Source organism: Natronosalvus vescus (assembly GCF_023973145.1).
GTDB classification, from domain to species: Archaea; Halobacteriota; Halobacteria; order Halobacteriales; family Natrialbaceae; genus Natronosalvus; species Natronosalvus vescus.
The window spans coordinates 2,499,439-2,511,796 of sequence record NZ_CP099546.1 but is presented as its reverse complement, the minus strand read 5'-3'; the positions used below and the strand labels follow the sequence as shown (position 1 = coordinate 2,511,796).

Genomic DNA, 12,358 nt, shown 5'->3' with positions numbered 1-12,358 from the left:
GCTTCCTACCGACAACCAATGACTCGAGCGGGAAGAGGGACTACCGGTCGAACAGCGACAGCCGAAAGCGAAAACGCGACAGCCGGTCACTCCGATCGAGCGATCAACAGATAGCCGGTGTGACCGACGGGAGCCGTCGACGGCCGGGAGCCGCGCTCGTCGAAGGTCATTTCCCGCTGGATGGTTTCGCGCGTGACGATTCCCGAGAGCCCTGCTTCCCGAGCAGTCTCGGTCGCCGCCCTGGCCGTCTCCACGAAGGGACTGTAGACGGCCACGAACCCACCCTCGACGAGGAGGTCGGGCGCGTGGGCGACGATTTCCGGGGCGTTCCCCGTATCGAGTGTGAGCACGTCGAATCCCGGGCCAGCCGAGAGATCCTCGAGATCGTCCCGAAGATCGCCCGTTCGCACGTCCACGTCCGAGTCGACGCCGCCCAGCGCCATGTTCTCCCGGGCCACGTCGGCGAAGTCGGGGTCGCGTTCGTAGCTCACGACCGACGCGCCCGCACGGGCCAGCGATGCGGCAAGCACGCCCGTCCCGGTGCCGGTGTCCAGAACGCGGTCGCCGACGCCGACGCCTGTCTCGCCGATGATCAACCCCACGTCGCGGGGCACCATCGGCGCGCCGGTGCGTTCGAAGTGATGGAAGAGATCCGGGCCGCGGAGTCGACGGACGCGAAACTCGGATCCCAGGTGAGTCTCGAGTACCTGCCCTGGTTCGACGTCTGGTGGTACCTCGAGCACGCCGAGATCGGAGCCGAACTCCTCGCCAGGCTGTACCAGGTGTTCTCGATCGTCGTGGATGAGGACGACGGGTGGACGGTCGATGTTGTCGTCGGATTGGGCCTCGCCGTCGGATCCACTCGAGTCATCAGTCTCGCCGTCGATTGGTGTCGTCACGATAGATACAGGAAACGGCTTACTCGAGTCGGTCGACCGCAGCGGCGAGGTCACCGTCGACGGCCTCGAGCGCGTCGCGGGCCTCGTCCTCGCTGACGCCAGTTCGGGCGGCGACGATTTCGATGTCGGAGTCCGGGATGGCGCTCCCCGAGGATCCACCGTCGTCCTCGAATCCGGCGTCGGCGTCGCCACCAGCGCCACCGGCGTCACCGGCGCTCCCGCGCTCGCGCTCCTCGGGGGTGCCGATGACCTGGTAGGTCTCCTGGCCGCGTGCGTCCATCTTCGTGACGTCCGCGTCGGTGAATACGAGGTCGTGTTCCGCCGTCCGGATGATGACCTCCTCGGCGTCGAGTTCGTCGACGTCGATGCCCATTTGCTTCATCATCTGTTCCATCTTTCGCGGGTTGAGTCCGCCGCCTCCTCCGAACATACTCGAGACGTGGCCAGCCGCGGCCAAAAACCCACCGGAACCGTACCCGACGTCGCCGGCCTGGTTACCCGTTCTCGGGGCGAAAAGTCGTTCCAAACGGTACGTTCACGGCCCCCGCGAACCCACCGAGAATATGGACGACGACGCCGTGGATAACGAATCGGATGGCCCCGCCAACGAACGAAAGCGGGCGACCGCCGCCGCGTTCGACGACGCCGCGGCACACTACCTCGAGAGCGACGTCCACCGCCGAGGGGCCGACCTCGAGCGGCTAGCCGACTGGTGCAGAGACGCGACGAGGGCGTTGGACGTCGCGACTGGTGCCGGACACACCGCGGGCGCGGTCGCCGACCGGGGCGTCAACTCCGTAATCGCCGCCGACGCCGCCCCGTCGATGGTCGCGACGACGCTCGAGGCGTACGACGGACTCGAGGGGGCGGTCGTCGACGCCGAGCGCCTGCCGTTCGCGTCCGGAGCCTTCGATGCGGTCACCTGTCGCATTGCGGCCCACCACTTTCCCGATCCCGTCGAATTCGTCTCGGCAGTCGCCCGCGTCCTCGAGCCCGGCGGCACGTTTGCCTTCGAGGACTCGGTAGCCCCCGAGGACGAGTCGCTCGGGACGTTCATCAACCGCGTCGAGCGGCTTCGCGATCCGACCCACGTCGAGTGTTACACGATCAAGCGGTGGCTCGAGTGGCTGCGCGCCGCTGGGTTCGAGATCGAGACGACCGAGCGCATGAAAAAGCGCCTCGACTTCGAGGACTGGGCCGACGGCCAGTCGTGTACGGGCGAGCCTCGAGAGGAGGTCGAACGGCTGCTTCGGGAGGCGAGCCCCGACGCGAAAGCCGCTTTCGATATCGAGGAGGTGGACGGACGGGTGGAGTCGTTCGCGAACCACAAGTGTTTGATCCGAGCGCGTTTGCTCGAGTAAACCGGTCGACGACGCCCCGAACGGTCAGTTCGGGCGTGGCGATGTAACCCTGGTGCTCATCGGTACCTCGAGTTACTCCGCGAACGTAGGTTGACGGTGGACAATAAGTAGGAGTCAGTACAGATCCCCCACGAGCAGTTCGTCGGGTCGATCCTCGTAGGATTCCCAGGCACTCTCGGCCATCTCCTGGGGGCGCAGCCATCGCCAATCGGTCTCCGTTCCGCGTCGACCCAGCCACAGTACCGTTCCCGTCGTCTCTCGCTCAGAACTGATCCCCCGGAGGTAGCCGAACAACGCCTGTTTCGCCGCGTACGAAGCCGGTGAGAGGCGATCCGGATTCCGGGCCCTCGAGCTAGTCGGGACGACCACCTGCTCGGCCCCCATCCCGGCGTCGAACAGCGCATCCACGGCGGTCGCGAACCCCTCGACCGTGTGGCGGAGGTACCCCTCGAGCGGCCGCTCGTCGGGATCGTGTTGCGGGGTGATGTTGTAGACGAACACCGTCACGGAGTCCGTCAGTTCCTCGAGTCGGGGCACCGCACGCGTCACGTCATCCCGCCGTGCCGCATCCGCCCGGGTCGCTCGTGCGTCGATGCCGTCGGCGACCAGTTCGTCGGCGGCATCCTGCAGTCGAGCAGGTGTACGGGCGCTCAGCCACACTGACCGCCCCTCGTCACCGAACCGACGGGCAACGGCGCGGCCGATGTCCCCCGATCCGCCCAGAATCCACAGCGTGTTCGTCATAGGTAAACCGAGAACTCGAGGGGAGGTAAACGATTCCTGAAACCAGTATCAGTAGGAAAACGAACACGAACGCCGCTCTAATTCCCTGCGCCGACTTCAGTCCCCCTCAGACAGATTCTGCACCGCTCCGAACGTTCACCGCCATCCCCGTCTCGAAATCCAGGATCGACTCCCCGTCGAGTTCCGCCCGCCCGACCGCGAGCAGGTCGCCCCGCTCGTGAACCACGAGCACCTCGTCGCCGGGCCGAATCTCGGGGCCGGCCTCGAGCACGAACTTCGAGAAGACGTTCTTGCCGTCGCGAACGAACGGTTCGCTCTCGTCGTCTACGACGACGCGATAGGCCGGGTGCTCGAGGACCTCTTGCAGTCGTCGCCCACCCTCAAGTCCGAGGGTGAACCGGCCGTCGGTACCGAAGGAGACGAGGCGGCCGGCGTCGGCGTGAATCTGCTGGGGACGACCGGAGGTCGTGCGTTCGATGCGCAGGGATTCGTCGGCGGGAAACAACGCCTCGCCGGCCCCGGCACCGAACTGGTAGTCGGCGATGGTTCGGAGGTCGGCGTACGCCTCGCCCGCACCGTCGCCAGCGTGCTGGGTCATTGTCGGTCGTTCGCGGTGGCGTGAGGAAAGCCCTTCGAGTTCGTCCGTTCCCGGGGGACGTCGGTGCAAGTGTCGGATTCTGGCGTGCGGTCTGATCAGACGCTCGAGTAGAGTGGTTCTCAGACGCTCGAGTGGAGCGATTCCAGGCCAGTCGGTTGACTCGAGCAGAGTGAACCGATCGTCGTTGACTCGAGTCTGTCGTTAACTCGAGTCGCTCGAAGTGAATCACAGGCGTGAGCGAAAAAAGGTATAACTGTCCGATTACCGAGTATGAACGAGTGAGGCGACGACGATTCCTCGCTGCCCTGGGGGGCGTCGGGGGAGGCGTCTGGTACGCCAGGCGACAGCCACGTGAATCGATCGAGATTCGATACTGGCTCAGTGACCGAGGTGCCGACTACGAGGTACACGACCGCATCACGGAGTACGTCGAAACGGCGTTCACGGCAGTCTAAGACGGGGTCGACCTGTCGTTTGGTGGCGTCGTACCCGTACAGACCGAGCACGGGTACGGTGTCACGAGGAGTGGTGAGTGGCCACGACGAGTGCTCCACGGACATCAGGGAACAAATGGCATTGATCCCGTTACCGACGTCAACCTGCTCGTGACAGACGGGGCGATGGAGCACGCGCCAACCGGGATTGGGGTGTACAATCTCGCGTCCGTTGGCGGGGCCCGCTATCTCGAACGCGTCCCACCGCGAGCCGAAATTGCCGACATCGTGCCATACGAGTCCTCAATGCAGGTCATGCAGGTGCTCCTCCACGAAATCGGTCACGTGCTGGGACTGGCACACGAACACGGATCGATCGAGAGTATAGACGAGGGCACTGTTGCAAGCCCGATGGTGAGTACCTACGCGTGGGTGGACGAGCGGGGACAGTTCTCCGCTGATCAATGCGCCTGCGGGGGACTCTATCCCGAGAGACGCGACGGGAACTACTACCTCTCGTTCGACTTCTCTACGTGCGCCCGTGAGAAACTGCAAAGATATCACGGAGAGTTCCGCCCCTGATCCTCCCGTTATCACACGCGCTACAGCAGGTACGTCTCGTGATCCGACCCCAGATCCTCGAAGTCGTCGGCGGCCGCGATCAGTTCTTCGGCCGTCGAGGCCTCGAAAGCCATCACCTCGACTTTCACGCCCTCGTGACGAAGGTGCGAACAGAGTCGCGAGAAGTCGCCGTCCCCCGTACAGAGCACCATCGCGTCCACGTGGTTGGCGAGCGTAACGGCGTCGAGACTCATCCCGACGTCCCAGTCGGCCTTCTTCGTTCCGTCCGAAAATCGCTTGATGTCCTTGATCTTCGTCTCGAAGCCGATATCGTACAGCGCCTCGAAGAAACTCTCCTCTTCGGGCGAGTCGGCGCGGATGACGTAGGCGATCGCCCGCGAGAGTTGGCGTTCGCCGACCGCCCCCTCGAGCAGTTCCGAGTAGTCGATATTGCGGCTATAAATACTCTGGGCCGTGTGGTACAGGTTCTGCGCGTCGACGAGCACCGCGACGCGTTGGCCCGGATGGATATCCGACATACCGATCTCTCTGTGGCCCAGTGTCAAAACCGCTTCCCTCGATGTGAGGGGTGAAAATTACTCGACCGGGTTAGTTCCGGAGTTTCTGGATGCGTTTTTCGGCCGGCGGGTGGGTCGCAAACAACTGGGACAGGAGGCTCGTGTCGGCGTTGAAGATCGCCATCGCGTTGACACTGTCCTCGAGTTTCGACTCGCGGCCCTGCGCGCCACGTGAAATCTTCTCGAGGGCGCGTGCGAGGGGGTCGCCGGAGCCGATCGCCTGCCGGGCGTCGTCGTCGGCGACGTACTCGCGGTATCGGGAGATGGCGAGCACGAAGATCATCACGAGCATGTTCGCCAGCATCGAGGCGACCATGGCGAGGACGTAGGTGGCGATGTTGCGCTGGCCGCCGAACAGCACCGCGAAGTAGGCGACGTAGCCGACCATCATGGCGATCGAACTGCCGACCACCATGGCGACGACGTCCCGGTTTTTGATGTGGGCGAGTTCGTGGGCGATGACGCCCTCGAGTTCGTCCTGGTCGAGCAACTGGATCAGTTCGGTCGAGACGACGACGACGCCGGCGCCTTTGCGGCCGGTGGCGAAGGCGTTGGGCGTACCCATGTCCATGACCATCAGTTTGGGCTTGTCGATGCCCATCTTCCGGCTCAGCGATTCGGTCATGAAGTGAATCTGCTGGAACTGTCCCTCCTCGGGCATCTCCTCGGCCCCTCTGAGGGCCGCCCACTTGCCGATTTTGTACTGGATTACCGGCAGGATCAGGATCCCGATGAGGACGATCGGCCACGCACCCGGGCCGAGCATCATCAGGCCGAACGTCGCGACGAGCATGTAGAAACCAAACAGGATCGCTCCCACGACGGCCATTCGAACTTTCAATCCAAAGTCAGTCATACACCCCACAGTAAGCAATTCGAACCTATAAATGCCGCGGGAACTCCGAAGCGTTGTCGTGTTTCGTGGTAGCACACGCGGCAGCATTTGACGAAAGTCACAACCGATAAGTCCCCCGGCTTCCGTACACTGTGTATGCGCCGCGCCCCACTCGAGACTCGCCCGATGTCCTCGAGCGGCGCGGCTTCCCGTTTTTCCCCCACAAAATCGAAAAAACGTGCGTGAGAGCGCTCGCTGCGAGGCTGGCATCCTCGTCCTGGGCGCGACCCGGATCGAACGCACACCAGAACTACCACCGAGAAGCGGTAGCCGGATCGGCTGCATCGCTTCGACCACACCACAGCATCCAGATCCAGACCAATGACACACGACATCGACTTCACTGGCGTCTTTCCGGCGATGTGTACGCCGTTCGACGCCGACGAACGCATCGACTTCGACACACTGCAAGCTGACGCCCGGCGCCTCGAGGCTGCCGGCGTCGACGGACTCGTTCCCGTCGGCTCGACCGGCGAATCGGCCACCCTGACCCACGACGAACACGTTCGCGTCGTGGAGGCGGTGATCGACGCCGTCGACGACGTACCGGTCATCGCCGGTACCGGCTCGAACAACACCCGCGAGGCCCTGGAGCTTTCCGAACGCGCGGCGGACGCCGGCGCGGACGGCCTCCTCCTGATCTCGCCGTACTACAACAAGCCCGAACAACAGGGACTGCTCGAGCACTACCGGACGATTGCCGACGCGGTCGACGTCCCACAGATCGTCTACAACGTCCCGTCCCGGACGGGCCGAACGATCGAACCCGACACGGTCGTCGACCTCGCGAGCCATCCAAACATCGCGGGGTACAAGGCCGCCGAAGGTGACCTCGGCGCGATCGGCGAGATCGTCGAGCGGACGACCGATCAGGACTTCGCCGTCCTCTCGGGTGACGACCCGCTCAACGTCCCGATCCTCTCGGTCGGCGGCAACGGTGCGATCAGCGTCGTCGCCAACATCGAACCCGAGCGAACCGTCGCGAAGGTCGGAGCCGCCCTCGAGGGGGACTACGAGCGCGCACGCGCGATCCACCACGAACTCGGCCCGCTGATGCGCGCGCTGTTCGTCGAGACCAACCCGATCCCCGTGAACGAAGCCATGGAAATCCGCGGCTACGGCCCGGCGCGGATGCGCTCGCCGCTCACCCGACTCGACGAGGAACACCGCGACCACCTCGAGGCCGTACTCGAGGATCTGGAGAACCGTCCCGTCTCCCGGGCGGAGGCCGAGTGATGGCAATCCGGGTCGGGATCACGGGGGCCGCGGGCCGCATGGGCCGACGCGTCCTCGCCATCGTCGCGGAACGTCCCGACTGCGAGGTGGCCTTCGCCGTCAACCGGCGTCCCGACCCCGAACGAATTGGCGACGTCGAGATCGAATCCGCCCTCGAGTTCGGTCCCCTACTGGCCGAGCGCGAGCCCGGGGTCGTCGTCGACTTCACCGGCCCCGAATCGGCCCTCGAGTACGCCGCCGCCTGCGCGGAGGCCGGCGTGGCCTTCGTCACCGGCACCACCGGGTTTTCGGCCGGTGAACGCGACCAACTCGAGTCGTACGGCGAACAGATTCCCCTGTTGCACGCACCCAACTTCGCCCGCGGCGTGCAGACGCTCGTCGACATCATCGGCGACGCCGTCGCGAGCCTCCCGGGCTACGACGTCGAACTCGTCGAGACGCACCACAACGGCAAGCGAGACGCCCCGAGCGGGACGGCCAACCGACTGCTCGAGGAGATCGAAGCCGCCGGCGACTTCACCGGTCGAACCCACGGTCGGGAGGGCGACCAGCCACGCGAACGGGGCGAGATCGGCGTCCACGCTCTCAGAGCGGGAGACGTCACCGGCGAACACGAGATCGTGATCGCCGGTAACCACGAGGAACTGCGGCTCACCCACCGCGCCGAAGACCGCGGCGTGTTCGCCGCCGGCGCCGTCGACGCGGCCGTCTGGCTCGCCGACCAGGATCCCGGACAGTACGACTTTTCGGACGTGATCGCTGCATGACTACCGATCTATACCCTTCGCCTGTGACCACCAGCCAACCACCATGACCACGCTCGAATCCGACATCACCGACCTCTGGAACCGCTATCAGACCGACGACGTCGCCGCCGAGACCGCCACCGAGGGCGACTACGCAACCCTCGATGCCTTCCTCGACGCGCTCGAGGCCGGCGAGGTGCGGGCGGCCGAACCTCGTGACGGCACCTGGGAGGCGAACGCCTGGGTGAAACAGGGCATCCTCCTCAACTTCGGGCTACGTGAGACCCGCACCCGCGAGTACGGCGACGTCACGTACAACGACGTCCTCCCGCTCGCGGACTCGAGCGACTTTGGCGAGCGCGGCTCCCGAAATACGCCCGACGGAACGGTCGTCCGACGAGGTGCCCACGTCGGATCGAACTGCATCCTGATGAGTCCGGCGTTCGTCAACATCGGCGCGTACGTCGGCGACGGCGCGCTGGTCGACTCCTGTGACACCGTCGGCTCCTGTGCACAGATCGGCGCAAACGTCAAACTCGGCGCGAACACGCTCATCGGCGGTGTGCTCGAGCCCGTCGAGAGCGCCCCCGTCGTCGTCGAGGACGGCGTCTCGCTGGGAGCCGGCTGTCGGGTCACCTCGGGCTTCGTCGTCGGGGAGGACTCCGTCGTGGGGGAGAATACACTGCTCACGCCGAGAATCCCCGTCTACGACCTCGTCGAGGAGGAGATCCTGTACGGCGAACTGCCACCCGAACGGCGGGCATTCACGCGGTTCGTCGAATCATCCATCGGCGAACACGACCTGTTCGAGGGCGGGGCCTACAAGCCAGCCGTCGTCGCGACGGCCCTCGAGGATCGTACCCTCGAGCGCTCGGAACGAGAAGAGGTGTTACGAGACCAATGACCGCAGCCGATTCGGGGGTATCGAACCCGCCAGTTCGCCGCCTCGGCGACTGGGACGGGAGCCAGCTTCGAGCGCTGGCCGAAGCTCACGACACCCCGCTGTACGTGCTCGACCGCGGGCGCGTACGGGAGAACTACGCCCGACTCGAGGCGGCGTTCCCCGACGCCGAAATCCTGTACGCCGCGAAGGCGAACGCCCTCGGATACGTCCTCGAGACGCTCCTCGAGGCGGGTGCGGGCATCGAGTGTGCCTCCGCCGGCGAACTCGCCCGCGCGCTCGAGGCCGGGGCGACGGGCGAACAGGTGCACTACACGGCGGTCAATCCACCAGCCGCCGACCTCGATGTGGCCGTCGAGGCCGCCGCCGAGAACCCCGACCTGACGATTACGGTCGGCGCGAACGATACGATCGACCGATTGGTCGAACGGGGGTACGACGGACGACTCTGCCTGCGCGTCAACCCAGGCATCGGCGCGGGTCACCACGAGAAGGTTCGCACGGGTGCGGACGCGAAGTTCGGCTTGCCAGCCGATCGGGCCGTCGAGACGCTCGTCGACGCCGCCGAACGCGGATTCGACGTCGTCGGGATCCACGCCCACGTCGGATCCGGCGTTTCGGGCGACGACCTCGAGGATCACCGGGCGTTCGTCTCCCGGATCGGCGACCTCGCCCGCGAGGTGGCCGGCGCCGTTGGCGGCCTCGAGTTCGTCGACGTCGGCGGCGGCTTCGGCGTCCCCTACCGGGAGGACGACCCGGCGCTCGACCTCGAGGCGGTCGCCGCGGCGACCCGCGAAGCGTTGGGTGAGGTGCCGGGATCTGCAGCCGGTGAGACGGAAACTGAAGGTGACTCCACCTTACGCAATGGTCGCAATGCACGGCTGACGATCGAACCAGGGCGCTACCTCGTCGCCGACGCGGGCGTCCTCCTGACGCGGGTGAACACCGTCAAGGACGCACCCGAGACGACGGTCGTCGGCGTCGACGCGGGGATGACCACCCTGGCGCGACCGGCGATGTACGGGTCGTTCCACGCGATCCGAAACCTCACAGTCGACGCGAACGGTCGACCGACCCGTGAGCAGACCGTCACCGGCCCCATCTGCGAGAGTTCGGACGTGTTCTGTACCGACCGTGCGCTCCCGGAAACGGTTCGAGGCGATCTGCTCGCGATCGGCAACGCGGGTGCCTACGGGTACGAGATGGCGAGCACCTACAACTCCCGTCCGCGGCCAGCGTCGGTGGTGCTCGAGGCTGACGGCGACGCGCGACTTTCCCGACGGCGAGAGACGATCGAGGACGTCGTTCGGCTCGAGCGACACGTACTAGACAGCGAGTTACAGGCCGACGAATCACCGCAGGAGGTGTCCCGATGAGCGCCTTCGCCGACATCGAATTCGGAAAGTACCACGGAACGGGGAACGACTTCCTCGTCATCGACGCCGAAACCTACGTCCCCGACCGACGGGCGCTCGCCTCCCGCGAGTGCGACCGCGAGACCGGCGTCGGCGCCGACGGCATCCTCTTTCTGGCCCTCGAGGATCGCTACAACCCACCGCGGGTGATCATGACCCTCGTCCAGCCCGATGGCAGCACGGCCCCGATGTGTGGCAACGGTGCCCGCGTCGCGGGCCAGTGGGCGATGGAGCGCACCGGCAGCGACGAGGTCATGATCGACACCCAGGCCGGGACGCGCCACGCCGCCCGCGACGGCGACCGGATCGCCGTCGAGATGGGCGAGCCGACGTTCGATCCGCCGGCCGTCCCGATTCGCGCCGACGACCCCGTCCTCGAGGAGTCGATCGAGGGCCTCGAGGTGAGCGTCCTTAACACGGGCGTTCCCCACGCCGTCGCGTTCGTCGAGGACGTCGACGCCGTGGATCTGGAGGCCGTCGCGCCGCCCGTTCGTCACGCCGAAGACTTCCCGCTGGGGACGAACGTCACCCTGGCAAGCGTCGACGGCGACGTCAAGGGCGAGGGAGAGGGCGGTTTCCGCCAACGGACGTTCGAGCGCGGCGTCGAGGGCGAGACCGACGCCTGCGGAACCGGCGCGGTGGCCATCGCGGCCGCGGCCCGTCGACTCGATCTCGTCGACGCCGACGCCATCCCTATCAGCCTGCCCGGCGGCGACCTCGAGATCCGCTTCGACGGCGAGACCGCGACGTTGCTCGGCCCGGTCGAACACGAGTTCGACGGCGAAGTACAGTCGACGCACTTCTCGTCGTTCGACCTATGACGAGGGGCAGCGATTTCGAATTCGATCCCCTCGCGTTCCTCGAGGAGGCCGTTTCCATCCCCTCTCACCCCGACGCGGGCGTCGGTCGTATGCGGGATTTCCTGGTCGAGACGCTCGAGGAACACGGGCTCGAGCCGGCGGTCGACGAGGCGGGGAACGTGCTGGCGACTCGAGGCGAACGGGCGAGCGGCGACCCAGCCTCACCGGCCTCGACGGGCGGAGACGCCCCCCACTACGTCCTCAACACCCACATCGACACCGTCTCCCCGCACGTCCCCTGCGAGGCCGACGGCGACGCGATCCGCGGCCGGGGTTCCTGTGACGCGAAGGGGCAAGTCGCGGTGCTACTGTCTGCATTTTTGGAGGCAGATCCCGCCGGCCGAGTGACGCTCGCGATCACGCCCGACGAGGAGGTGCTGTCGACGGGAGCCCACGCCCTCGTCGCCCGCTCCGATTCACCCATCCGGGACGCCGACGCCGTCATCGTCGGCGAGCCGACCGGCCTCGACGTCTGCACGGCCGCGAAGGGGCGCTTCGAGGGGACGATTACACTCTCGGGCGCGAACGCCCACGCCGCCGAACCGCAGTCGGGCGTGAACGCCATCGCCGCCCTCGAGCCAGTGCTCGGGGCCCTCGAGACGTTCGACGACCGCTCGGACGCACCGCCCGAACACCCCGACCTCGGCAGCGCGACGCTCACGCCGACGGTGGTCGACGGCGGTGGAGCGACGAATCAGGTGCCTGACCAGGTTCGGCTGACGATCGACCGGCGAAGCGTTCCCCCGGAGACGACCGAGACGTTCGAGGGTGCGTTGCTCGAGCACCTCGAGGTCGCTGTTCCCGAGGCCGTCGGCGTCGACTTCGCCTTTACCGATCGGCCGACGCCGTTCCTCGAGGCCTGGGAGACCGACCGCGAGGCGGCGGTCGTAGACGCCCTCGTTGAGGCCTCCGGAGGCGACGTCCGACCGTTCACGGCCGCCACCGAAGCCTCGTACTTCGCCGCTCACGCGCCGACGGTCGTCTTCGGGCCGGGTGAACTGGCAGACGACGAAGGGGCCGTCGCCCACTCGCCTCGGGAGTACGTTCGTCGTGCAGACGTGCTTGCTGCTGACGAGGCGGTGAGGAGAGTGCTCGAGTCGGCCTGAGTGGCTATTTTCCACACTAACTGG

15 protein-coding genes are annotated in these 12,358 nt (G+C 66.1%); 9 read left to right on the top strand and 6 right to left on the bottom strand.

Annotation, left to right across the window (positions count from 1 at the left end; genetic code table 11):
* Window positions 1–86 precede the first annotated feature (86 nt).
* Both NGM68_RS12010 and NGM68_RS12005 read right to left on the bottom strand, forming a co-directional pair.
* Complete coding sequence (locus NGM68_RS12010) at window positions 87–887, bottom strand: methyltransferase domain-containing protein (RefSeq protein ID WP_425493620.1); 801 nt, start codon at window positions 885–887, stop codon at window positions 87–89.
* Window positions 888–918: 31 nt separating this feature from the next.
* On the bottom strand, window positions 919–1,329 hold the full coding sequence (locus tag NGM68_RS12005) for a nascent polypeptide-associated complex protein (protein WP_252698400.1): 411 nt from the start codon (window positions 1,327–1,329) through the stop codon (window positions 919–921).
* A gap of 133 nt (window positions 1,330–1,462) precedes the next feature.
* Here NGM68_RS12005 and NGM68_RS12000 point away from each other — a divergent pair, with 133 nt between their 5' ends.
* Window positions 1,463–2,260 (top strand): class I SAM-dependent methyltransferase, encoded by a 798-nt coding sequence (locus NGM68_RS12000; protein WP_252698394.1) that lies wholly within the window; start codon window positions 1,463–1,465, stop codon window positions 2,258–2,260.
* 114 nt (window positions 2,261–2,374) lie between these two features.
* Here NGM68_RS12000 and NGM68_RS11995 read toward each other — a convergent pair whose 3' ends face one another.
* Together NGM68_RS11995 and NGM68_RS11990 are read right to left on the bottom strand one after the other, a co-directional pair.
* Complete coding sequence (locus NGM68_RS11995) at window positions 2,375–3,004, bottom strand: SDR family NAD(P)-dependent oxidoreductase (protein WP_252698393.1); 630 nt, start codon at window positions 3,002–3,004, stop codon at window positions 2,375–2,377.
* 106 nt (window positions 3,005–3,110) lie between these two features.
* The gene (locus tag NGM68_RS11990; protein ID WP_252698391.1) at window positions 3,111–3,602 is read right to left on the bottom strand and encodes a PUA domain-containing protein; all 492 of its coding nucleotides are present in this window, start codon (window positions 3,600–3,602) and stop codon (window positions 3,111–3,113) included.
* A gap of 278 nt (window positions 3,603–3,880) precedes the next feature.
* On the opposite strand from NGM68_RS11990, the gene NGM68_RS11985 reads away from it, so the two are divergent.
* Together NGM68_RS11985 and NGM68_RS11980 are read left to right on the top strand one after the other, a co-directional pair.
* A complete protein-coding gene (locus NGM68_RS11985) occupies window positions 3,881–4,057 on the top strand; it encodes a hypothetical protein (protein ID WP_252698389.1) in 177 nt (58 codons plus the stop codon).
* A 90-nt stretch (window positions 4,058–4,147) separates the two neighbouring features.
* Entirely contained in the window at window positions 4,148–4,618 is a 471-nt protein-coding gene (locus tag NGM68_RS11980) for a M10 family metallopeptidase domain-containing protein (RefSeq protein WP_252698382.1), read from the top strand.
* A 20-nt stretch (window positions 4,619–4,638) separates the two neighbouring features.
* Here the strand turns inward: NGM68_RS11980 and NGM68_RS11975 are convergent, their stop codons facing one another.
* Window positions 4,639–5,136, bottom strand: a complete 498-nt coding sequence (locus NGM68_RS11975) for a LabA-like NYN domain-containing protein (RefSeq protein ID WP_252698380.1) — start codon at window positions 5,134–5,136, stop codon at window positions 4,639–4,641.
* A 70-nt stretch (window positions 5,137–5,206) separates the two neighbouring features.
* Window positions 5,207–6,031, bottom strand: coding sequence for a M48 family metallopeptidase (locus NGM68_RS11970; protein WP_252698379.1), 825 nt, complete (start codon window positions 6,029–6,031; stop codon window positions 5,207–5,209).
* 360 nt (window positions 6,032–6,391) lie between these two features.
* Here NGM68_RS11970 and dapA point away from each other — a divergent pair, with 360 nt between their 5' ends.
* From dapA to NGM68_RS11940, 6 genes are read left to right on the top strand one after another with little or no spacing between them, the layout of a single operon-like run.
* Window positions 6,392–7,306, top strand: a complete 915-nt coding sequence (dapA, locus tag NGM68_RS11965) for a 4-hydroxy-tetrahydrodipicolinate synthase (protein ID WP_252698377.1) — start codon at window positions 6,392–6,394, stop codon at window positions 7,304–7,306.
* On the top strand, window positions 7,306–8,073 hold the full coding sequence (gene dapB, locus NGM68_RS11960) for a 4-hydroxy-tetrahydrodipicolinate reductase (RefSeq protein WP_252698376.1): 768 nt from the start codon (window positions 7,306–7,308) through the stop codon (window positions 8,071–8,073). The genes dapA and dapB overlap by 1 nt, the downstream gene beginning before the upstream one ends.
* Window positions 8,074–8,116: 43 nt before the next feature.
* Window positions 8,117–8,956 carry a 2,3,4,5-tetrahydropyridine-2,6-dicarboxylate N-succinyltransferase gene (locus tag NGM68_RS11955; RefSeq protein WP_252698371.1) on the top strand — a complete coding sequence of 280 codons (840 nt, stop codon included), beginning with the start codon at window positions 8,117–8,119 and terminating at the stop codon, window positions 8,954–8,956.
* Window positions 8,953–10,329 (top strand): diaminopimelate decarboxylase, encoded by a 1,377-nt coding sequence (lysA, locus tag NGM68_RS11950; RefSeq protein WP_252698369.1) that lies wholly within the window; start codon window positions 8,953–8,955, stop codon window positions 10,327–10,329. The genes NGM68_RS11955 and lysA overlap by 4 nt, the downstream gene beginning before the upstream one ends.
* Window positions 10,326–11,189 (top strand): diaminopimelate epimerase, encoded by an 864-nt coding sequence (dapF, locus tag NGM68_RS11945; protein WP_252698368.1) that lies wholly within the window; start codon window positions 10,326–10,328, stop codon window positions 11,187–11,189. The genes lysA and dapF overlap by 4 nt, the downstream gene beginning before the upstream one ends.
* Window positions 11,186–12,334, top strand: a complete 1,149-nt coding sequence (locus NGM68_RS11940) for a M20 family metallopeptidase (RefSeq protein ID WP_252698360.1) — start codon at window positions 11,186–11,188, stop codon at window positions 12,332–12,334. Before dapF ends, NGM68_RS11940 begins: the two co-directional genes overlap by 4 nt.
* The last annotated feature ends 24 nt before the right edge of the window (window positions 12,335–12,358 follow it).